This window comes from Actinoalloteichus caeruleus, assembly GCF_049311605.1.
Taxonomy (GTDB): domain Bacteria; phylum Actinomycetota; class Actinomycetes; order Mycobacteriales; family Pseudonocardiaceae; genus Actinoalloteichus_B; species Actinoalloteichus_B caeruleus.
This window is the reverse complement of the sequence record NZ_CP186005.1, coordinates 3,821,595-3,841,869: the sequence shown is the minus strand read 5'-3', so window position 1 is coordinate 3,841,869 and position 20,275 is coordinate 3,821,595. Positions and strand designations below refer to the sequence as shown.

19 protein-coding genes are annotated in these 20,275 nt (G+C 72.4%); 12 read left to right on the top strand and 7 right to left on the bottom strand.

Translation table 11 applies throughout. The features are described 5' to 3' along the window. Nucleotides 1-292: 292 nt before the first annotated feature. The 4 genes from ACOJVX_RS15355 (at nucleotide 293) to ACOJVX_RS15340 (ending at nucleotide 2,342) form a co-directional block, all read left to right on the top strand. Complete coding sequence (locus tag ACOJVX_RS15355; RefSeq protein WP_026418830.1) at nucleotides 293-496, top strand: cold-shock protein; 204 nt, start codon at nucleotides 293-295, stop codon at nucleotides 494-496. Nucleotides 497-608: 112 nt separating this feature from the next. Beyond that, nucleotides 609-1,040 (top strand): hypothetical protein, encoded by a 432-nt coding sequence (locus ACOJVX_RS15350; protein WP_156038808.1) that lies wholly within the window; start codon nucleotides 609-611, stop codon nucleotides 1,038-1,040. A gap of 261 nt (nucleotides 1,041-1,301) precedes the next feature. Further along, nucleotides 1,302-1,865 (top strand): TIGR03086 family metal-binding protein, encoded by a 564-nt coding sequence (locus tag ACOJVX_RS15345; protein ID WP_026418832.1) that lies wholly within the window; start codon nucleotides 1,302-1,304, stop codon nucleotides 1,863-1,865. 39 nt (nucleotides 1,866-1,904) lie between these two features. Beyond that, complete coding sequence (locus ACOJVX_RS15340; protein WP_026419822.1) at nucleotides 1,905-2,342, top strand: ester cyclase; 438 nt, start codon at nucleotides 1,905-1,907, stop codon at nucleotides 2,340-2,342. Nucleotides 2,343-2,424: 82 nt separating this feature from the next. Here ACOJVX_RS15340 and ACOJVX_RS15335 read toward each other — a convergent pair whose 3' ends face one another. Further along, nucleotides 2,425-3,354, bottom strand: a complete 930-nt coding sequence (locus ACOJVX_RS15335; protein ID WP_422646873.1) for a S66 peptidase family protein — start codon at nucleotides 3,352-3,354, stop codon at nucleotides 2,425-2,427. Further along, nucleotides 3,351-5,330 carry a S9 family peptidase gene (locus tag ACOJVX_RS15330; RefSeq protein ID WP_422646872.1) on the bottom strand — a complete coding sequence of 660 codons (1,980 nt, stop codon included), beginning with the start codon at nucleotides 5,328-5,330 and terminating at the stop codon, nucleotides 3,351-3,353. Before ACOJVX_RS15330 ends, ACOJVX_RS15335 begins: the two co-directional genes overlap by 4 nt. A 118-nt stretch (nucleotides 5,331-5,448) precedes the next feature. Here ACOJVX_RS15330 and ACOJVX_RS15325 point away from each other — a divergent pair, with 118 nt between their 5' ends. Together ACOJVX_RS15325 and ACOJVX_RS15320 are read left to right on the top strand one after the other, a co-directional pair. Beyond that, on the top strand, nucleotides 5,449-6,027 hold the full coding sequence (locus ACOJVX_RS15325; RefSeq protein WP_026066394.1) for a DUF3090 domain-containing protein: 579 nt from the start codon (nucleotides 5,449-5,451) through the stop codon (nucleotides 6,025-6,027). A gap of 14 nt (nucleotides 6,028-6,041) precedes the next feature. Next, a complete protein-coding gene (locus ACOJVX_RS15320) occupies nucleotides 6,042-6,836 on the top strand; it encodes an SCO1664 family protein (protein ID WP_030105278.1) in 795 nt (264 codons plus the stop codon). Nucleotides 6,837-6,907: 71 nt separating this feature from the next. Here ACOJVX_RS15320 and ACOJVX_RS15315 read toward each other — a convergent pair whose 3' ends face one another. After that, nucleotides 6,908-7,408: a MarR family winged helix-turn-helix transcriptional regulator gene (locus tag ACOJVX_RS15315; protein WP_418154663.1), complete on the bottom strand. Its 501-nt coding sequence runs from the start codon at nucleotides 7,406-7,408 to the stop codon at nucleotides 6,908-6,910. A 206-nt stretch (nucleotides 7,409-7,614) separates the two neighbouring features. Here ACOJVX_RS15315 and ACOJVX_RS15310 point away from each other — a divergent pair, with 206 nt between their 5' ends. Beyond that, complete coding sequence (locus ACOJVX_RS15310; RefSeq protein WP_051314196.1) at nucleotides 7,615-9,801, top strand: MMPL family transporter; 2,187 nt, start codon at nucleotides 7,615-7,617, stop codon at nucleotides 9,799-9,801. A 128-nt stretch (nucleotides 9,802-9,929) separates the two neighbouring features. Next, the gene (gene mshC, locus ACOJVX_RS15305; protein ID WP_418154661.1) at nucleotides 9,930-11,174 is read left to right on the top strand and encodes a cysteine--1-D-myo-inosityl 2-amino-2-deoxy-alpha-D-glucopyranoside ligase; all 1,245 of its coding nucleotides are present in this window, start codon (nucleotides 9,930-9,932) and stop codon (nucleotides 11,172-11,174) included. 21 nt (nucleotides 11,175-11,195) lie between these two features. On the opposite strand, the gene ACOJVX_RS15300 is transcribed toward mshC, so the two are convergent. Then, a complete protein-coding gene (locus ACOJVX_RS15300) occupies nucleotides 11,196-11,855 on the bottom strand; it encodes a SanA/YdcF family protein (protein WP_337661884.1) in 660 nt (219 codons plus the stop codon). A gap of 256 nt (nucleotides 11,856-12,111) precedes the next feature. After that, nucleotides 12,112-13,008, bottom strand: coding sequence for a PAC2 family protein (locus ACOJVX_RS15295; RefSeq protein ID WP_026419816.1), 897 nt, complete (start codon nucleotides 13,006-13,008; stop codon nucleotides 12,112-12,114). Between the two features lie 49 nt (nucleotides 13,009-13,057). Between ACOJVX_RS15295 and metH the strand changes: the two genes are divergently transcribed. Further along, the gene (metH, locus tag ACOJVX_RS15290) at nucleotides 13,058-16,618 is read left to right on the top strand and encodes a methionine synthase (protein ID WP_418154658.1); all 3,561 of its coding nucleotides are present in this window, start codon (nucleotides 13,058-13,060) and stop codon (nucleotides 16,616-16,618) included. A gap of 57 nt (nucleotides 16,619-16,675) precedes the next feature. Further along, nucleotides 16,676-17,356: an HAD family hydrolase gene (locus ACOJVX_RS15285; RefSeq protein WP_418154666.1), complete on the top strand. Its 681-nt coding sequence runs from the start codon at nucleotides 16,676-16,678 to the stop codon at nucleotides 17,354-17,356. Between the two features lie 6 nt (nucleotides 17,357-17,362). Here ACOJVX_RS15285 and ACOJVX_RS15280 read toward each other — a convergent pair whose 3' ends face one another. Then, complete coding sequence (locus ACOJVX_RS15280; protein ID WP_030105287.1) at nucleotides 17,363-17,758, bottom strand: GNAT family N-acetyltransferase; 396 nt, start codon at nucleotides 17,756-17,758, stop codon at nucleotides 17,363-17,365. Nucleotides 17,759-18,093: 335 nt separating this feature from the next. Here ACOJVX_RS15280 and ACOJVX_RS15275 point away from each other — a divergent pair, with 335 nt between their 5' ends. Further along, entirely contained in the window at nucleotides 18,094-18,357 is a 264-nt protein-coding gene (locus ACOJVX_RS15275; protein ID WP_016698532.1) for a phosphoribosyl-ATP diphosphatase, read from the top strand. 19 nt (nucleotides 18,358-18,376) lie between these two features. Continuing rightward, nucleotides 18,377-19,222 carry an ATP phosphoribosyltransferase gene (gene hisG / locus ACOJVX_RS15270; protein ID WP_026419812.1) on the top strand — a complete coding sequence of 282 codons (846 nt, stop codon included), beginning with the start codon at nucleotides 18,377-18,379 and terminating at the stop codon, nucleotides 19,220-19,222. Between the two features lie 22 nt (nucleotides 19,223-19,244). On the opposite strand, the gene ACOJVX_RS15265 is transcribed toward hisG, so the two are convergent. Beyond that, nucleotides 19,245-20,174, bottom strand: a complete 930-nt coding sequence (locus ACOJVX_RS15265; protein WP_418154656.1) for a RecB family exonuclease — start codon at nucleotides 20,172-20,174, stop codon at nucleotides 19,245-19,247. Nucleotides 20,175-20,275 lie beyond the last annotated feature (101 nt).

The window sequence follows — 20,275 nt, the reverse complement described above, 5'->3', positions numbered from 1 at the left end:
AACCGGATGGTGGCCTCGCGGACCCTTCTCCGCAGGTCGGAATGGCCCTCACCCCGTACGGTGACGACGCCGCGCCCACAGATTCCCCCGTTAGGCCGCTACCCGTCACGGAGCCGCGTGCTAACCTTGCACTCGGTTGCTGTTGCAGTTCCTCGCATGTTCTTGGACGCCCGCGGAGCCACATTGCGGGCGTTTTTTGTACGTGGGCCCCGGTCCATGACGGGGGACGGTCACAACCAGGGAGCCGCGCAGTGCGGTTCTCGATAACGTCCCTCACAAGGAGACACAGTTCATGGCTCAGGGCACCGTCAAGTGGTTCAACTCGGAGAAGGGCTTCGGCTTCATCGCCCAGGACGGGGGACCGGACGTGTTCGTCCACTACTCCTCCATTGACACCCAGGGGTTCCGCACGCTGGAGGAGAACCAGCGCGTGGAGTTCGACATCACCCAGGGGACCAAGGGCCCGCAGGCCGAGCGCGTCCGTCCGCTGAGCTGAGGTGTGACCACCGTGTGCCCCGGCGAGTCTCCACTCGCCGGGGCACACGTCTACTGATGGTCGTCCGTCGTAGGGTCGTGGTGTGCGTCGGGAGAGTCACCAGGGGAGTGCTGTGAAACGCAGGATGGATCTGGGAGCGGTTCGTTTTCGACTCCGCGTGACCTGGCACCGCAAGGTGATGCTCACGCTCACGGGATCCACGCCTCGGAGCTGCCGGGTGGATGTCGGCCTGCACCAGGTCGTCGTGCGAGCGGGGCGGTTCTTCCGCACCGCGTTCCCGCTCGGCGCCGTGCAGGCGGTGCGGGTACTGCCGCACCACAAGGCACCCGGGGCGGACATGCGCTCCCGGGACGGCGTGCGCCTGCTGGGTGCGCGGACCTCGGTGGTGCAGATCCTCCTGGAGGCTCCGGCGCACGCCCGGCGCCTCGGCCGGCGGGTGGCGGTACGTCGGCTCACCCTCTCCGTGGACGACCCCGGGCTGCTCAAGACGGTGTTGAGCAACCGGGGCAACCGGTGGCGGCGCCAGGAGTGGTCCGCCAACTGAGACGCGGTGGGCTGACCCGCGCCTCGGGCTCCCCCAGGGGTGCGGCGAACACGGCTCGTCCCGCCTCGCGCGTACCGCCCAGCGCGCCTCCTGCCCGCCCAGCCCTTCGGTCGCGGTGGCCTTCCCCCGGCATCGGCCGGGGGGTTGCGGCCCTCCGGCCCCGGGTAGCCCTGGTGCGAGGTCCCGCCACTGGCGGGCCGTCGCGTCGACGGTGCGGGCCGGGCGCGGGACGACGAGGACCGGGGCGAGGGGAGACGGCTCATGGACCTGCTCACGGCGCACGGCAGGGCGATGGCGGAGTTCGACCGACGGGTCCGGCAGGTGACCCCCGACCAGTGGACCAACGCCACTCCCTGCACGGAGTGGACGGTGCGGGACCTGGTGAACCACATCGTCACCGAGCAGCGGTGGGCACCGGTCCTGCTCTCCGGGGCCACCGTCGCGGAGGTCGGGGACCGCTTCGACGGGGACCAGCTCGGTCCCGATCCCGTGGCGTCCTGGGCGGAGGCCTCGGCCGCCGCCCGCGAGGCCTTCCGCCGGCCCGGGGTGCTGGAGGGGCGGGTGAGCGTCAGCTCCGGATACCTCCCGGCGAGTGAGTACGGCTGGCAGATGACCTCCGACCTCGCGATCCACGCGTGGGACCTGGCCAAGGGGATCGGTGTCGACACGACCTTGGACTCCGGGTTGGTCGAGGCGGTGGACGACGTCATCCGTCCCGAGATCGACGACTGGGACGCCGCCGGCATCTACGCGCCCCCGGTTCCCGTGTCCCAGGCATCGGATCCCCAGGCGCAGCTCCTCGGACTTGTCGGACGTCACCCCTAGCATCGCCGTGGAACGCGGACGACGGGAAGGAACGCGCCAGTGGAGACGACGGATCTCGCGATGCGCTACGACCGGTGGCTGACCGGGTTGTGGCAGGCCCCACCGGAGCGGATGGCCGGGTTGGCACGGGAACTGTTCACCGAGGACGCGGTGGGGCACTGGTCCCGGGGCGACGCCCACGGCCCCGAGGGCATCGCGGCGAACGTCCGCGAGACGACGGCGTTGTTCGACGAGGTCAGGACGGAGCTCCTGGTCGGCCCCGTCGTCGACGGGGCGCTGGTGTCCGCGGTCTGGCGCTTCTCCGGACGCGTGCGGGCCGGGGTTCCCGGCGTGACCGCCGAGCCGGGTGGCCTCGTCACCTTCACGGGCGCGGACATGTTCCGGGCCGTCGGCACCCGGTTCGCCGAGTACTGGCCGCACGGTGACGCGTTGAGCTGCCTGTCCCAGCTGGGGCTGGTCCGGATGACGACGCCCTGATCCGGGCCGGGCTCGCCTCACCGTCCGGTTCGGCCGCGCTGGTCCGCCTCGGGCGGGGTTCGCCTGCTGGACGGCTTCGGGATCAGGGAGGGGACAGCAGCGTCAGCACGCCGACGTCGGCGTCGAGGCTCACCGGTACGTTCAACGGAACGGTCACCTGGTCGGCGCAGTGCCCGAAGCCCACCTCCCACGCCACCGGGACGCCCAGCGGTTCCAGTCGGTCGGCGAGGACGTCCCGCACCCGCTCCGGCGGGCCGCACCGCTCCCAGGACCCGAGCGCCACTCCCGCCACCGCGTCGAACCACCCCGCCGCGAGGAGCTGGGTGAGCATTCCGTCGAGGCGGTAGGGCTCCTCGTCGATGTCCTCCAACAGCGCGATCGCGCCGTCCGGGGGCCGGGGGACGTCGGGTCGGTCGAGGCTGGCCGCGAGCAGGCTGAGCGTCCCGCCCCAGCTGGTACCGCTGGCCCGGCCACCCCGGATCGGCATCCCGGAGCCCCGGCCGAGTGGGCCCAGCTCGTCGGGGGCGAACAGGACCTGGTGGAGGTGTTCCCGCGCGGCCGGCTGGTCCACGAAGTAGGTGCTGCCGACCATCGGGCCGAAGAGCGAGGCGACCGGGAGGCGGGCGCCCAGCGCGGCGTGCAGCGCGGTGATGTCGCTCGACCCCACGAGCAGGCGGGGGGTGTGGCCCTCGACCCGGTCCCAGTCGAGATGGCTCAGGGTGCGGGCCGAGCCGTAGCCGCCGCGGGCGCAGAGGACGGCGCGGACGCCGCGGGCGGACAGCGCCCAGGTGAGGTCGTCGGCCCGCTGGGTGTCGTCGCCGGCGAGGTAGTCCAGCACCGGGTGGCGGCGCAGGACGTGCCGGCCGAGCGAGACCTCCAGTCCCCAGTCCCGGAGCGTCGTCAGCCCCCGGTCCAGGGTCTCCTCGGCCACCGGGCCGGCCGGTGCCACCACGGCGACGCGGTCGCCGGGCCGCAGTGGCCGGTGCGGCCAGGTCCTCCCGTCGGCCGTCACCGCTGGATCTCCAGCTCCGGGACGTCGGCCGCCTCGAATCCGAGGACCTGCCCGTAGAAGGACAGTTCGGCCTGGAGGACGGCGCGGATGGTGTCCGCCCGGCGGAACCCGTGCTGTTCCCCGGCGAAGGCGAGGTAGGCGTGCGGCACGCCGTGCTCGGCCAGGGCGGCGACGAAGCGCTCGCACTGGTCGGCGGGGCAGATCTCGTCCTCCAGTCCCTGGAGGACCAGCAGCGGGGCCAGCATCTCCTGCACCCGGTTGACCGGTGCCCGTTGCCGGTACCGTTCCCGCTGCTCGGGGTAGGGCCCGACCAGGCCGTCCAGGTAGCGGGACTCGAAGTCGTGGGTCCCCCCGTTCGCCCACCCCTCGAGGTCGAGGACGGGGTACATCGCGGTCCCGCAGCGGTAGGTGTCGACGCAGGTGAGGGAGGAGGCCGTGGTCCACCCGCCCGCGCTGCCACCCCGGATCGCGATCCGGTCGGGGTCGGCGATGCCCTCCGCCCCCAGCGCCCGGGCCACGGTCGCGCAGTCGCCGACGTCGACGACGCCCCAGTTCTCGCGGAGCCGTTCCCGGAACTCACGCCCGTAGCCGGTGGACCCGCCGTAGTTCACCGCGACGACCCCGATGCCCCGGCTGGTGAAGTAGGCGAAGTCGATGTCCAGCACCGGCGAGACCCGGCCGGTCGGCCCACCGTGCGCGTGGACCAGGAACGGGGGGAGTTCGTCGTCCGCCGCGGCGAAGTCGGGGTTGCGGGGGCGGTAGAGGTAGGCGGGGATCCGCTCGCCGTCCGGACCGGTGAAGGTCCGTTCCTCCGGTACCGGCAGGTACCGCTCGTCGGGCAGGGTGCCCGGTGTCGCGGTGAACCGCCGCACGCGTCCGGAATCCGGGTCGACCGCGACCACCGCCCGTCCGTGCCGGGGTCCGGCGGCGACGCCGAGGACCTCCCCGGTGCGGACCGCGAGCGTCGGCCCCCAACTGGGCAGTGAGCTCCCCACGTCCACGGGGAGACCGGTCAGTTCTCCCCTGTCCGAGTCCAGCAGGGCGAGCGCACCGGACCGCAGCACCGCGAAGCGGCCGTCCCCGAGGTCGGCGAACCAGCGGGCCCCGACCTGCCAGAGCGGGCCGCCCAGCTCCTCCCGGACGGAGCCCAGGTTCTTGCGGGTACCGTCCAGTTCCACTCGGAAGAGGTTCCACCAGCCGTCCGGGTCGGTGGAGACGGTCAGCGCGTCGGCGGACGCCCACTCCGCCTGGCACACGGACTCCCCGTCGTCACCGCACAGGACCCGGTGCTCCGACAGCTCGCCGGACTCGTCGATGTCCGCGACGCACAGCTCAGTGCCGTCCCAGGGCATGGCAGGGTGGTTCCAGCCGATCCAGGCGGCGTGACGCCCGTCCGGGCTGGGGCGTGCCCCGGTCATGAAGTGGTGGCTGGCCGCGAGGACGCGGACGCCGCCCGGATCCTCACCCGCGGCGCCCGTGACCGGAAGGGCCACCAGGTCGCGGCGGATGTCCGTCCGGCCCTCCCCGGTGACCTCCTCCCGGACGCACCACACCTCGTCGCCCCCGGGACCCGCCGCCAGGTCGCCGTACCGGAACCCGTGTTCGATCTCGGGTGCCGGGGAGATCGCCCGGGGTTCGGCGGCGGGATCCTCCAGCTCGAGGAGGTAGACGCGCTGGTCGGCCCAGTGCGTGAAGGCGAGCAGATCGCGACCGTCCCGTTCGAACACCACCCAGGGCCGGCCGCCGTACTCGTGCAGCCGGTTGCGCACGTTCCACGGCGCACCGAGCACTTCGCGGGCGTCGCCCGGCGTGTTCGCTCTCAGCAGAGCGACCCGGCCGCCCTCGGCGGGACGGCTCTCCGTCCACCACACCTGCTCCCGGTGGGTGTCGGCGAGCAGCGGACCACCGCCGGCCGCCGCGGCATCGTCCGCGCTGATCGGAGAGGTCCAGGTGCCGTAGCGGGAGATCGTTACCACATTCGGACCTTATCCCGGAGTGGCCGGGGAGGGGGAGAAGCTGAAAGCGTGTTGATTGATCAGCATGTGGGGGAGGGCGCTGCCGTCCGAATCCCGGTGGCCTAGTGTCGGAGGTGTCATGGCTCGTGTCATTCACGTATTCCGTCAGCCCGACCGCTTCGTAGCAGGCACGGTCGGGCAGCCCGGCGAACGCATGTTCTACCTCCAGGCGTCCGAGGACGTCAGGCAGATCAGCGTTCAGCTGGAGAAGCAGCAGGTGTCGGTGCTCGCCGAGCGCATCAGCGCGCTCCTGGAGGAGGTGGTCCGCCGCTTCGACGCGGAGGTACCGCCGGACGCTCCCGAGGAGTCCATCGACACGGAACCCCTCGAGGTGCCGGTGGAGGAGGAGTTCCGCGTCGGCACCATGGGGTTGGGTTGGGACGCCGAGACCCACGCCGTCGTGATCGAGTTGTTGGCGATCACGGAGGAGGAGGTCGACGAGTCCGTGGTACTCGACGACACCGAGGAGGGGCCGGACGCCGTCCGGGTGTTCCTCACCCCTCTCCAGGCCAGGGCGTTCGCGGCCCGGGCGGAGCGAGTGGTGAACGCGGGGCGGAAGCCCTGCCCGCTCTGCGGGGAGCCCCTCGACCCGGCCGGTCACATCTGCCCGAGGCAGAACGGCTACCGACGGGGCGACCCGGCGCTGCCGGGGTTGTAGAACGGCTCGGCGAGGTGGGGGTTGACGAGGCCGACGCCCTGGCACTGCTGGAGCGGGGTGACCTCGAGGTGCGCGGCCGGATGGTCGACGCCTCGAACGCCACGCTCTTCTGCGAGGTCAGCGCGGACGGCGTGACGGCGAGTTGCGTCTACAAGCCGGTACGGGGCGAGCGCGCCCTGTGGGACTTCCCCGACGGGACGCTGGCCGGCCGGGAGGTGGCCACCTACCTGCTCTCCCGGGCGGCGGGCTGGGACCTGGTGCCACCGACCGTGCTGCGGGAGGGGCCGCTGGGCCCCGGCATGGCGCAGCTGTGGATCGAGACCACCCCCGAGGACGCCCTCGTGGACGTCGTGCCCCCCGACCGGCTGCCGGAGGGATGGCGGGCGGTGCTCCACGCCCACGATCGCTTCGGTGACCCCGCCGTGCTCGCCCACGCCGACCACCCCCGGCTGCGCACGATGGCGGTGTTGGACGTCGTGGCGAACAACGCCGACCGCAAGGGTGGTCACGTGCTGCGGGCCACCGACGGCGCCGTCTACGGGGTCGACCACGGGATCTGCCTGAACACGGAGCACAAGCTGCGCAGCGTGTTGTGGGGTTGGGTCGGGGAGCCGCTGTCGGAGGAGGTGCGGGAGGACCTCCGGCGCCTGGGCTCGCTCCTCGACGGGAGCCTCGCCCCCACGCTGGGCACGCACCTCACCCGCAAGGAGGTCCTCGCGGTGGGACGGCGGACGGCGCAGCTGCTCGCGGCCCCGGTCTTCCCCGGGCCCAGCGGTGACTGGCCGCCCATCCCGTGGCCGGTGTTCTGAGCGTCACCGCGCCCGCCGCTGCCGATGGGTGAGCGGGGGGCCTGGCGTCGCGAGCCGGTGCCCCTCGTCGGTCAGCCGCGTCCGGATCCGCTGGCTGGCCGGCCGGGGAGGTCCGGATCCCCGGCGGGCTCGGGGTCCGGTGGGAGTGGCGGCGGGGTGCCCGCCCCGCCGAGCGCGCCGATCAGGCGGAGCAGTTGGTCCCGGAACGTCTGGTAGTCCGCCAGCCCTCGGAGCACGGCGGGGTCCGACCGCTCGGCCTCCAGCGCCTCCTCGTGCACCGCCAGCCCTTGCGCGGTGGGTGTCACCAGCATCCGCCGCCGATCCCGTTGGTCGGCGGCCACGCGCACGTACCCCGCGCGGCGCAGTCCCTCCACGGTCCTGCTCATCGTCTGGTCGGTGACCTTGCACCGGCGGGCCAGTGGTCGTTGGGGGGACGGGCCGTCCTCACTGAGCACGTGGAGGGCGATCAGGCCGGCGTGTGTGAGTCCCCGCGTGCGGAGGTACTCCTCCCAGGAGCTCTCCACCAGCCGCGCGGCGACCGAGAGCAGCCGTCCCGTTGGCCAGCTCGACACCGCGCCACCCGGATCGTCAGGGGGACCATCCGGCGAGGGTGGTGTGTGGGGCGTCACGTTCACGGACCTCCAGATCTGAATTGTTCAGCTAGCTGAGTAATACTTCCGGTCGTACTGGTCGGCGGCCGGAGGGCGCACACGTCCCGCCGCCGAACGCCCAAGCCTACGAAGCCCGACGACGGGCGGACGGGATGAGTGAGACGCCGATGAGCCCGGCAGGACCCACCAGGCCCTCCCATGACGAGCGGACGACTCGGAGAACCCGACTGCGCTGGTTGCTCCCCGCGTTGCTGATCCTGGGCTGGCTCGGGGTCGTCACGATCGCCGGCCCCTACGGTGGTCGGCTCTCCGAGGTGCAGCAGAACGACTCGGCCGCGTTCCTCCCCGAGACCGCCGAGTCCACCGAGGTGGCCGCGTTCCAGCGGGAGATCTCCGGCGACCAGCCCCTGCCGGCGGTGGTGGTCGCCGAACGTGACGGGCGGCTGACCGACGCCGACCTGGCCTTCCTCGGTGAGCGGTCCGAGGAGATCGCCGTCATGGACGGGGTCGACGCGCCACCCAGCCCACCCATCCCCTCCGAGGACGGCCACGCGGCGCGCCTGTTCGTCCCCCTGGCCAACGGCGGCGACGCCGAGCCGAAGGAGGTGGTCGAGGACATCCGACGGCTGCTGGCCGAGGACCGCCCGGACGGGCTGGACATCCACCTCACCGGACCCGCGGGCATCATCGCCGACCTCACCGCCGCCTTCGCCGGCATCGACGGCCTCCTGTTGCTGGTCGCCGCCGGCGTCGTGGCGGTGATCCTCGTCATCGTCTACCGCAGTCCCCTGCTCCCGCTGACCGTGCTCGTGTCGTCCACCTTCGCACTCGTGGTCGCGGTCGTCGTCGTCTACTTCCTCGCGACGAACGGGTGGGTCACCCTCAACGGCCAGAGCCAGGGCATCCTGTTCATCCTCGTCTTCGGCGCCGCGACGGACTACGCCCTGCTGCTCGTCGCCCGCTACCGGGAGGAACTGGGCTCCACCGAATCCACCTGGACGGCGATGCGCCGAGCGTGGCGCGCCACCGTCGAGCCCGTGCTCGCCTCGGCCGGGACCGTCATCGCCGGGCTGCTCTGCCTGCTGTTCAGCGACCTCAGCTCGAACAGCAGCCTCGGTCCCGTCGCCGCGGTGGGCATCGCGGCCTCGGTCCTGGCCGCGCTGACCTTCCTCCCGGCCGCGCTCGTCCTCCTCGGGCGCCGGGCCTTCTGGCCCTTCCGGCCCGAGGCCGGTGCCATCGGCCGCCGAGGACTCTGGCAGCGCATCGCCGACATGGTGGCCGCCCGGCCGAGGCGTTTCTGGGTCGGGACGACGCTCGTGCTGCTGGTGGGCGCCGCCTTCATGCCCCAGCTCCGCGCCACCGGGACCTCCGAGACCGAGGTCTTCCTGACCAGCGTCGAGTCCGTCGCAGGCGAGGAGGCGCTGGCCAGGCACTTCCCCGGCGGGTCCGGGCTCCCCACGGTCGTCGTGACCGAGGCGGACCGGCTGGACGAGGTGCTCGCGGCGACCGAGTCCGTCGACGGCGTCTCCGAGGTCTCGGTACTCGGCGCGACGGACCCGTCGGCGCCGCCCTCGGGTCCCCCGGCGGACGGGCCGGCCGATCCGGTGGTCCTCGACGGGCGCGCCGCCGTGGAGGCCGTGCTGGACCACCCCGTCGACAGCGACGCCGCGGTGGACACCGTCCGGGAGCTGCGGGAGGTCCTCGCGGGGGTCGAGGGCGCCAACGCGCTCGTCGGCGGCCCGACCGCCAGCCAACTGGACACCCAGGAGACCGCCACCCGCGACCTCGTGGTGATCGTGCCGATCGTGCTGGTCGTGATCTTCGCGATCCTCGCCCTGCTGCTGCGGGCCCTCCTCGCCCCGTTGCTGCTCATCGCGACCGTGGTCCTCTCGCTGGCGGCGACCCTCGGCGTCGGGGCGCTGCTGTTCAACCACGTCCTCGACTTCCCCGGGGCCGACCCCTCGGTGCCCCTCTTCGCGTTCGTGTTCCTGGTGGCCCTGGGCATCGACTACAACATCTTCCTGATGACCCGGGTCCGGGAGGAGTCCGTGACCAAGGGCACCCGCGTCGGCACGGTTCGCGGACTCGCCGTCACCGGGGGAGTCATCACCTCCGCGGGACTCGTGCTCGCGGCGACCTTCTCGGCCCTGGTGGTGATCCCCCTGCTCTTCCTGGCGCAGCTGGCGTTCCTCGTCGCCTTCGGAGTGCTGGTCGACACCCTGTTGGTCCGGTCGCTGCTGGTGCCGGCGCTCACGCTCGACATCGGCAGCCGGGTCTGGTGGCCCTCCCGGCTGGCCAGCGGGCGAACGGAGGAGGCCGCCCCCGAGCCCGCTCCGACAGGGGAACAGGGCTGACCCACTCCCCGATCCCGGCGGCCCGGCGGTCACGTAACGTCACGACCGCTGGGCCGCCCGCGTCCGCCGACCGGCCGAGTGCGCACCACCGCCGCCGCCGGTCGGCGGAAGTCCTTACAGTCGGTTCCATGCAACCTTGGGCTACCACCCCGGTCCCGCGAACCCCGGGAACCCCGCGGCCGCTCCGCCTGTTCGACACCGCCTCCCAGGAGGTGCGCCCCACCGCCCCGGGGAGGACGGCCGGGCTCTACGTCTGCGGCATCACCCCCTACGACGCGACCCACCTCGGCCACGCCGCCACCTACCTGACCTTCGACCTCGTCAACCGGGTCTGGCGGGACAACGGCATCGACGTGACGTACGTGCAGAACGTCACCGACGTGGACGACCCGCTGCTGGAGCGCGCCGAACGCGACGGCGAGGACTGGGTGGTGCTCGGGCTGCGGGAGACGGCCCTGTTCCGGGAGGACATGGAGGCACTGCGAGTCCTGCCCCCCGCCCACTTCGTCGGCGCCGTGGAGGCGGTACCCGAGGTCGTGGAGGTGGTGGCCAAGCTGCTGGCCGACGGGGCCGCCTACCGGGCGGACGATCCCGAGTACCCGGACATCTACTTCGACCACCTCGCCACCGGCCGCTTCGGCTGCGAGTCGAACTACGACGAGGCGACCATGGGCACGTTGTTCGCCGAGCGCGGGGGGGACCCCGACCGCCCCGGCAAGCGGCACCCGTTGGACGCGCTGCTCTGGCGCGCGGCGCGGCCGGGCGAACCCGCCTGGGACACCGAGCTGGGCCGTGGCCGCCCTGGATGGCACGTCGAGTGCTCCGCCATCGCCCTGAACCGGCTGGGCATGGGTTTCGACGTGCAGGGAGGGGGGTCGGACCTCGTCTTCCCGCACCACGAGTTCAGCGCCGCCCACGCCGAGGCCCTGACCGGGGAACACCCGTTCGCCCGCCACTACTGCCACACCGGCATGATCGGCCTCGACGGGGAGAAGATGTCGAAGTCCAAGGGCAACCTGGTCTTCGTCTCCCGGTTGCGCGCCGACGGGGTCGACTCCCGGGCCGTCCGGCTCGCGCTGCTGGCGGAGCACTACCGGTCCGACCGGTCCTGGACATCCGACCTGCTGGCGGAGGCCGAGGCCAGGCTCGACCGGTGGCGCCGCGCGGTCGCCCTCGACGCCGGGCCCGGGGCCGGGGACACCCTCGACCGAGTGCGCACCTACCTCTCCGACGACCTCGACACACCGGCCGCGTTCGCGGCGCTGGACTCCTGGGCCGCCGAGGCCGCGGCGGGCGCGGGTGACGACCGGGACGCCCCCGGCCTCGTCGCCACCGCCGTGGACGCGCTCCTCGGGGTCGACCTCCGCGCCTGAGGGCCGCTGGGCTCCGGGCGGTCAGTAGCCGCGGCCGCCCGGAGCCGCCGCCTCCCACCCCTCGGGGGCCTCCGTGACGGCGGGGGCCTTGCGCAGCACGCCCTGGAGCATCGACGAGCCGTTGGCGAGGGTCTCCCGGAGCCTGCCGACCCTCGTGCCGCCCGGGTTGTCCCGCGCCGAGTCGTGCCCGACCCCCCACGCGTCGATGCCGGCGGCCCGGCACAGCGCCACCGCCCTCGGCAGGTGGAAGGACTGCGAGACGACGACGGCCTCCGACACCCCGAACACGTCGCTGGCCCGGACGCAGGAATCCCAGGTGGACAGGCCATCCGGGTCGAGCACCATGTCCCGCTCGCTCACCCCCAGCCGTGCCAGGTAGGCCCGCATCGTCCCCGGTTCGTCGTAACCGTCGGGCCCGGTGCTCCCCGAGAGCAGCAGGACGTCAACCCGACCCGACAGGTAGAGCCGCGCGGCCACGTCGAGGCGGCCGGCCAGCAACCGAGTGGGCCGTCCGTCCTCCCGCACACCAGCCCCCAGGACCAGCGCCACCGGCGCGGGTGGGACGTCCTCCGGTCCGCCGATGTGGCCGTGGCTGGAGCCGTGGGCCCAGACCGCCGGCACCCCGATCGTGACGACCGCCGTGATCGCACCGGCCACCAGCCAGCGTCGAGCGCGTCCCACCACGTCCTCCGTTCGTCGGCGGTCCCCGCACGGACAGACGCGTGGGGCGGCGGCGGGTTCCCTCGGCGCCCGGCGGGGTGCCATCCACCGCCGCGTCCACGCGGCCCTCCGGGCGCTGATCGCGGTCCCCTCGCCGCGGGTGGGCGTCGAGGGGGCTGGGGCGGCCAGCGCGGGTGCGTCGACCGCGTGCCCGGGTGTGGCACCTGGGCCGTCCGCGGTGCCGCGGGGCCGGTGGCCGGCGTCGCCGGCCGGGAGGTCAGCCGCCCTTGCTGGGCCCACCCCACCCGCCGCGGTGGCGGCGCTGGAGGTACCGCTCGAACTCGGCCGCGATGACCTCCCCGTTCGCCTCGGTGAGCGTGATCTCGTCCCCGCGCTCCTCCAACGCGCGGACGTAGTTCTTCACGTCCTCGTCCTCGTCGGCCATCTCGCTGACCGTCTCCTCCCATTCGGCGGACTGCTCGGGCAGGGTCCCGACCGGGACCTCGATGTCGAGCGCGTCCTCCACCCGCCGCAGGAGCGCCAGGGTCGTCTTCGGGGAGGGGGGCTGTGAGACGTAGTGCGGCACCGCGGCCCAGAACGACACCGCGGGGATGCCGGCCCGCACGCAGTAGTCGTGGAACACGCCCAGCACGCCGGTCGCCCCCTCGTAGCGGGAGCGGTCGAGCCCGAACCGGCTGGCGGACTCGGCGTCGTAGGCCGTTCCGGTGACCGGCACGGGCCGGGTGTGCGCCGTGTCCGCGAGCAGCGAACCCATCGTGACGACGGTGCTGATCCCGAGTCTCTCGATCACCGACACCAGTTCGGCGCAGAACCTGCGCCACCTGATGTTCGGCTCGATACCGTGCAGCAGTACCACGTCGTGGGACACCCCGGGGGGCCGGCAGACCGTGAAACGCGTGGTCGGCCACTCGACGCGTCGTGTTACACCATCGACCAGAGATAGAGTGGGCCTGGTCACAGTGAAGTCGTAGTACTCCTCGGGATCGAGTTCCGTCAGCGGGCTCGCGTCCCAGCTCAACTGGAGGTGCTCGATCGCGGCACTCGCGGCGTCACCTGCGTCGTTCCAGCCCTCGAATGCGGCCACCAGGACGGGATCGGTCAGCTTGGGCAGAGCGGGATTCGACTCGTCGGCGCCAGGATCGGGGTGGGTCACCGCGCCAGCCTACGGCCAACGGACGTGTTGGCAATCGTAGGCTGGTCCCATGTCGGACCGCGCGGTATCGCCCTTGCTCACCGCCCTCCGTGACCGTGTCGTGGTGGCGGACGGCGCGATGGGCACGATGCTCCAGTCCTGGCCCCTCACCCTCGACGACTTCGCCGGCCTCGAAGGCTGCAACGAGATCCTCAACGTCACCCGCCCGGACGTCGTGCGCGCCGTGCACCGGGGCTACCTCGAAGCCGGAGCGGACGCGGTCGAGACCAACACCTTCGGCGCCAACCTCGCCAACCTCGCCGAGTACGACATCACCGACCGGATCCACGAACTCGCCCTCGCCGGGGCGCGGCTGGCCAGGCAGGAGGCCGACGCCTTCAGCGAGACGGGCCGCCCCAGGTTCGTCCTCGGCTCGGTCGGCCCCGGGACCAAGCTGCCCACGCTCGGCCACGCCCGGTACGAGGTGCTGCGGGACGCCTACCAGCGGCAGGCCGCTGGCATGCTCGCCGGCGGGATCGACGCGGTCCTGGTCGAGACCTGCCAGGACCTCCTCCAGACCAAGGCCGCGATCATCGGAGCACGACGCGCGATGGACGCCGAGGGGATCACCGTGCCGGTGATCGCCCAGGTCACCGTGGAGACCACCGGCACCATGCTGCTCGGTACCGAGATCAACGCGGCCCTCGCCGCCCTGGAACCGCTGGGTATCGACCTGATCGGCCTGAACTGCGCGACCGGCCCCGCCGAGATGAGCGAACACCTGCGCCAGCTGGCGCGGCACTCCCGCATCCCGCTCTCGGTCATGCCCAACGCGGGGCTACCCGAACTCGGACCCAACGGCGCCGTGTACCCGCTCGGCCCGGAGGCGTTGGCCGAGGCCCTGGCCGGTTTCGTTCGCGAGTTCGGGGTCGGCCTGGTCGGCGGCTGCTGCGGTACCACGGGCGACCACATCTCCGCCGTGGTCGACGCGGTGCGCGACCTGCGGCCGGCCGACCGCGCGCCGCGCCCGGAGGCGGGGGTGGCCTCCCTGTACCAGGCGGTCCCCTTCCGGCAGGACGCCAGCGTCCTGATGGTCGGGGAGCGCACCAACGCCAACGGGTCCAAGGCCTTCCGCGAGGCCATGCTCGCCGAGAAGTACGAGGACTGCGTCGAGATCGCCCGCACCCAGACCCGGGAGGGCGCCCACCTCATCGACCTGTGCGTCGACTACGTCGGGCGGGACGGCGTCCAGGACATGACCGAGTTGGCGGGGCGCCTGGCCACCGCGTCGACCCTGCCGATCATGCTCGACTCCACCGAGCCGGAGGTGCTCCGCGCCGGTCTGGAGTGCCTGGGTGGGCGCTGCGCGGTCAACTCGGTCAACTACGAGGACGGCGACGGACCGGACTCGCGGTTCCAACGCATCATGCGGCTGGTCGCCGAGCACGGTGCCGCCGTCGTCGCCCTCTGCATCGACGAGGAGGGGCAGGCCCGCACCGCGGAGTGGAAGGTTCGCGTCGCCAGCCGGCTCATCGAGGACCTGACGGCCAACTGGGGCATGCGCGTCGGGGACATCATCGTCGACTGCCTCACCTTCCCCATCTCCACCGGGCAGGAGGAGGTGCGCCGGGACGCCATCGAGACGATCGAGGCGATCCGGGAGCTCAAGCGGCGCTACCCGGAGGTGCAGACCACCCTCGGTGTCTCCAACGTCTCCTTCGGTCTGAACGCCGCCGCCCGGCAGGTGCTCAACTCGGTGTTCCTGCACGAATGCGTCGAGGCGGGCCTGGACACCGCGATCGTGCACGCCAGCAAGATCCTGCCGATGGCTCGGATCCCCGACGAACACCGCGAGGTCGCCCTCGACCTGGTCTACGACCGGCGGCGGCCCGACTACGACCCGCTCCAGCGCCTGATGGCCCTCTTCGAGGGGGCTACCGCCTCCTCCACCCGTGCCTCCCGGGCGGAGGAACTGGCCGCGCTGCCGCTCTTCGAGCGCCTGGAGCGGCGCATCGTCGACGGTGAGCGCAACGGCCTGGAGGACGACCTCGACCTCGCCCTCGCGGAACGGCCGGCGCTGCGCATCATCAACGACACCCTGTTGGCGGGGATGAAGACCGTCGGCGAGCTCTTCGGCTCCGGCCAGATGCAACTCCCGTTCGTGCTCCAGTCGGCCGAGGTCATGAAGACCGCGGTCGCGCACCTGGAACCCCACATGGAGAAGGCCGACGAGGGTGGCAAGGGGCGCATCGTGCTCGCCACGGTCAAGGGGGACGTCCACGACATCGGCAAGAACCTCGTGGACATCATCCTGTCCAACAACGGCTACGAGGTCGTCAACCTCGGCATCAAGCAGCCCATCACCGCCATCCTCGACGCCGCCAGCGAACACCGTGCCGACGCCATCGGCATGTCCGGGCTCCTCGTCAAGTCCACGGTCATCATGAAGGAGAACCTGGAGGAGATGAACACCCGCGGCGTCGCCACCCGGTGGCCCGTGCTGCTGGGCGGAGCCGCCCTCACCCGGTCCTACGTCGAGAACGACCTCTCGGAGGTCTACCGGGGCGACGTGCGCTACGCGCGGGACGCCTTCGAGGGTCTCCGGCTGATGGACGCCATCATGGACCGCAAACGGGGTGGGACGGCCGTCGTCGACGAGGCGGAACAGGCGAGGATCGCCGAGCGGAAGGCCCGGCACGAACGGTCCCGCCGGATCGCCGAGGCCCGCAGGGCCAAGGCGGAGGCGGAGGAGGCGCAGGAGCCGACCCGGCGATCGGACGTGGCCACCGACGTCCCGCTGCCCACCGCGCCCTTCTGGGGCAGCCGGATCGTCAAGGGCATCCCGCTGGCCGACTACTCGGCCCTGCTCGACGAGCGGGCCACCTTCTTCGGGCAGTGGGGCCTGCGGGGCACCAAGGGCGCGGCCGGCCCGAGCTACGAGGAGCTGGTGGAGACCGAGGGACGGCCGAGGTTACGGTACTGGCTCGACCGGCTCTCCACGGAGAACATCCTGCAACACGCCGCCGTCGTCTACGGCTACTTCCCCTGCGTGGCCGAGGACGAGGACCTCGTGGTGCTCGCCGGACCGGACCCGGTCTCGCCCGAGGTCTGCCGCTTCACGTTCCCCCGGCAACGGCGGGACCGCCGGCTGTGCCTCGCGGACTTCTTCCGCCCCCGCGAGCTGGCGGCCAGCTCGGGACGGGTGGACGTCCTGCCCCTCACCCTGGTCACGATGGGCCAGCCCATCGCCGACTTCGCCAACGAGCTGTTCGCCGCCAACGCCTACCGCGACTACCTGGAGGTCCACGGACTGGGCGTGCAGCTCACCGAGGCGTTGGCGGAGTTCTGGCACCAGCGCATCCGCCAGGAGCTGACCTGGGCCGACGGCAGGAGCGTGGCGGCCGAGGACCCGAGCGACGTCACCGAGTTCTTCCGGCTCGGATACCGGGGAGCCCGGTTCTCCCTCGGTTACGGCGCCTGCCCGAACCTGGAGGACCGCGCGAAGATCGCGGCCCTCCTGGAGCCGGAGCGGATCGGGGTCACCCTGTCCGAGGAGTTCCAACTGCACCCGGAGCAGTCGACGGACGCGCTCGTCGCGCACCATCCCGAAGCCAAGTACTTCAACGCCTGAGCGAAGCGCTCCCCGCCAGGGAGAACGAGGAGGAATTCCGTGAGTTCACCGTCCCAGATGGACGGCGCCAGCCGCCTGCCCGCCGCCGTGCTGTGGGACATGGACGGCACGCTGCTCGACTCCGAGAAGCTGTGGAGCATCGCCCTGGAGGAACGCGCCCAGGAGCTCGGTGGCCAGCTCAGCGCGGAGACCAGGGCGGCGATGGTCGGGTCGAACCTGACCAGGAGCATGGGGCTGCTGCTGGCGGACCTCGGACTGCCCGTCACGCCGGAGGCCACCGAGGCGAACTCGGCCTGGGTGATCGACCGGATGCGGGAGCTGTTCCGCACCCGGCTGCTCTGGCGGCCCGGAGCGGAGGACGCCCTCGCCGCCATCCACGCCTCGGGTGTCCCGATGGGGCTGGTGACCTCCACCGTCCGCACGGTCGCCGAGGTGCCCCTGGAGAACATCGGCTGGCACCACTTCAAGGCGGTCGTGTTCGGCGACGAGGTCACCCACAACAAGCCCCACCCCGACCCCTACCTGCGGGCCGCGCGCCTGCTGGGCGTCGACCCGGTCGAGGCGGTCGCCGTGGAGGACTCGCCGGCCGGTGTCGCCTCCGCCGTGGCGGCGGGGTGCACGGTACTGGTGGTGCCCTGCGAGGTCGACGTGGAACCGGGTGAGCGGCGAGTGCACCGCGCTTCGCTGGAGGGAGTGGACATCGAGGCGCTGGCGGACGTGCTGGCGGGTCGTGGCTGACGAGGGCTACAACGCCACCAACCCGGCGGAGGTGGGGGCGAAGCCGCAGCTCGACAGGTAGAAGCGCGCCAGGTCCGCCTCGAAGTCGACGTGCACCCACTGGCACCCCGACGAGCGGGCCCCGATGACGGCGGCGCGCACCAGGCCGGTGCCAACGCCGGTGTGGCGGTGGTCGACCGCGACCACCGTGTCCAGCAGGAAGGCGTGCCGGCCCCCGTCCCAGGCCACGTTCACGAAACCCACCAGGCGGTCGTGGTCGTGCGCGGTCACCCAGCCCAGGCTGTGCCGTTGGAGCCGTTCCGCCCAGCAGTCCGCCCGGCCGTCCGTGCCGAAGCCCTCCGCGTGCAGGGCGCGCAGCTCCTCGTCGCGCACCGGGGCGCGCCACCGGAAGTCGATCGGCACGACACGGAGTGTAGCCACGAGGGCCGCGGGGGGCACCACCCCAACCCGGTCCCGCCCCGCCCCACCGGCGTCCCGCGTTCGACGCGGCCACCGTGCTCGACCGACCGGGTGCCCCGGGGGATGGACGTGCCGCCGGTCGCCCGGGCCGCCCCCGAGGTCGGCGTGTTCGCCGGAGGGGACGGGATGGTGGCGGCGGGACGAGGACCGGGACCGGGCCCGCACCCGGCGGAGGACGGGCTACCGACCCCGCTCCGGTGGTCCCCGCGCGGCGGCGACGGGCGGAACGACGCACCGATGACACCCACGGGCGGGAGGAAGTGCGAGGATGACACACCGTGAAGACGTTCGACCAGCTGTTCGCGCAGCTCACGGAGAGGGCGGCGGAACGCCCTGAGGGATCGGGAACGGTCGCCGCGCTCGACGCGGGCGTGCACGCGCAGGGCAAGAAGGTTCTCGAGGAAGCCGGGGAGGTGTGGATCGCGGCCGAGCACGAGTCGGACGAGCGCCTGGCCGAGGAGATCTCCCAGCTGCTCTACCGCGTCCAGGTGCTCATGCTCGGTCGCGGGCTGAGCACCGAGGACGTGTACCGCCACCTGTAAACCGAGCAGGAGACCCCGCATGCTGCGCGTCGCCATTCCCAACAAGGGCTCGCTGGCCGAGTCCGCCGCCGAGATGCTGGCCGAGGCCGGTTACCGCCGCCGCCAGGGCCCGAAGGACCTGACGGTCATCGACCCCACCAACGAGGTCGAGTTCTTCTTCCTCCGCCCCAAGGACATCGCGATCTACGTCGGAGCCGGCACCCTGGACATGGGGATCACCGGACGGGACCTCGCCCTGGACTCCGGTGCGCCGGTGCGCGAGCGGCTGGCCCTGGGCTTCGGCAAGTCCACCTTCCGCTTCGCCGCCCCGGCGGGGGCCGACTGGAAGGTGGAGGACCTGCACGGCCGGCGTGTCGCCACGTCCTACCCCCGGCTGGTGCGCGACCACCTCGCCGAAAGGGACATCGAGGCCGAGGTGATCCGACTCGACGGGGCCGTGGAGATCTCGGTGCAACTGGAGGTCGCGGACGCGGTCGCCGACGTCGTCGAGACCGGGACCTCCCTCCGCCAGCACGGCCTGGTCGCCTTCGGGGACCCGATCTGCGTGTCGGAGGCCGTCCTGCTGGAGGGTGAGTCCGCGCGGGACAGCCAGGACCGGGCCCAACTGGCCGCCCGGCTGCGGGGGGTGGCCCGAGCCCAGCAGTACCTGATGCTGGACTACAACTGCCCCGACCACCTGCTGTCGGCGGCGGTGGCCCTCACCCCCGGCCTGGAGTCACCCACGGTCTCCCCGTTGGCCGAGGAACGCTGGAACGCCGTGCGGGCCATGGTGCCCCGCAAGGATGCCAACAGCGTGATGGACCAGCTCTCCTCGCTCGGGGCCCGAGCGATCCTGGCCTCGGACATCCGTTTCTGCCGCCTCTAGGCCCGCGGCCGCGGCCCACGCGTCAGTCAACCCTGCCCAACGCGGTCTCCCCGCCCTCCCCGGCCAACGCCGACGGTTCCGGCCAGCCGGGGTAGGGCGGGGGAGTACCGCCGAAGGCGGGACAGCGCGCCCGGTGGTCGCACCAGTCGCACAGCCGGCTCGGGTTCGGCGGGAAGTCGCCGGTGCGACCCGCGCGGAGGATCGCCTGCCAGATCGCGTCCACTGTCCGCTCGAAGCGGCGGAGCTCCGCCTCGTCCGGCGTGTAGACGAGTGCCTGCCGGTCGGCCAGGTACATCAGCTTCAGCTGGGCCGGGACCACGCCCCGGAGCCGCCACAGCGCGAGGGCGTAGAACTTCATCTGGAACAGTGCCTTGGCCTCCCCGATCTGGCGAGGCGCCGCACCCGTCTTGTAGTCGACCACCCGGATCTCCCCGGTGGGAGCCACGTCCAGCCGGTCGAGGTAGCCCCGGATGAGGACCCCGGACTCGAGCTCCGTCTCCACGAGCAACTCGCAGGCCTCCGGCTGGAAACGGGTCGGGTCCTCCAGGGTGAAGTAGCCGCCCAGTAGCTTCTCGGCGGTCGCCAGCCAGCCCGTGAGTTCCGGGTCCTCCGCACCACCGAAGAGCTGGTCGAGCAGTTCTGGCTGCTCCTCGACCACCTCCTTCCAGGCGGGTTCGACCAGTTCACGTGCCCGTTCCTCGGTGCGCTGCTCGGGCGGGAGCGCGAACAGCCGCTCCAACACCGCGTGCACGACGGTGCCCCGCACCTGGGCCTTGCTGGGCTTCTCGGGTACCCGGTCGACCGCCCGAAGCCGGTACAGCAGGGGGCACTGCTTGAAGTCGCTCGCGCGCGACGGCGACAGCGCCGGGCGTCGCCGAGCTCGGGACCCACCGCCCGCCGTGCCAGCATCGCCGGGGGGCTGTCGGGGGTCGGTGACTACCGCGTCCGCCATGACCCGGCACTGTAGGCCACCCCGGCGACGGTTCGGTGAGGCGCTCCGCACGGTGCGCGGCGCGTCCGGCCTGGCACACTGCCGCAACACCGTCGGCGTTC

Excerpts from the sequence above, each read along its gene's own strand:
- ACOJVX_RS15355 (WP_026418830.1), top strand. The coding sequence starts at position 293 with ATGGCTCAGGGCACCGTCAAGTGGTTCAACTCGGAGAAGGGCTTCGGC.
- ACOJVX_RS15325 (WP_026066394.1), top strand. The coding sequence starts at position 5,449 with ATGGCTCGTGTCATTCACGTATTCCGTCAGCCCGACCGCTTCGTAGCA.
- ACOJVX_RS15345 (WP_026418832.1), top strand. The coding sequence starts at position 1,302 with ATGGACCTGCTCACGGCGCACGGCAGGGCGATGGCGGAGTTCGACCGA.
- ACOJVX_RS15310 (WP_051314196.1), top strand. The coding sequence starts at position 7,615 with ATGAGCCCGGCAGGACCCACCAGGCCCTCCCATGACGAGCGGACGACT.
- mshC (WP_418154661.1), top strand. The coding sequence starts at position 9,930 with ATGCAACCTTGGGCTACCACCCCGGTCCCGCGAACCCCGGGAACCCCG.
- hisG (WP_026419812.1), top strand. The coding sequence starts at position 18,377 with ATGCTGCGCGTCGCCATTCCCAACAAGGGCTCGCTGGCCGAGTCCGCC.
- ACOJVX_RS15285 (WP_418154666.1), top strand. The coding sequence starts at position 16,676 with ATGGACGGCGCCAGCCGCCTGCCCGCCGCCGTGCTGTGGGACATGGAC.
- metH (WP_418154658.1), top strand. The coding sequence starts at position 13,058 with ATGTCGGACCGCGCGGTATCGCCCTTGCTCACCGCCCTCCGTGACCGT.
- ACOJVX_RS15265 (WP_418154656.1), bottom strand. The coding sequence starts at position 20,174 with ATGGCGGACGCGGTAGTCACCGACCCCCGACAGCCCCCCGGCGATGCT.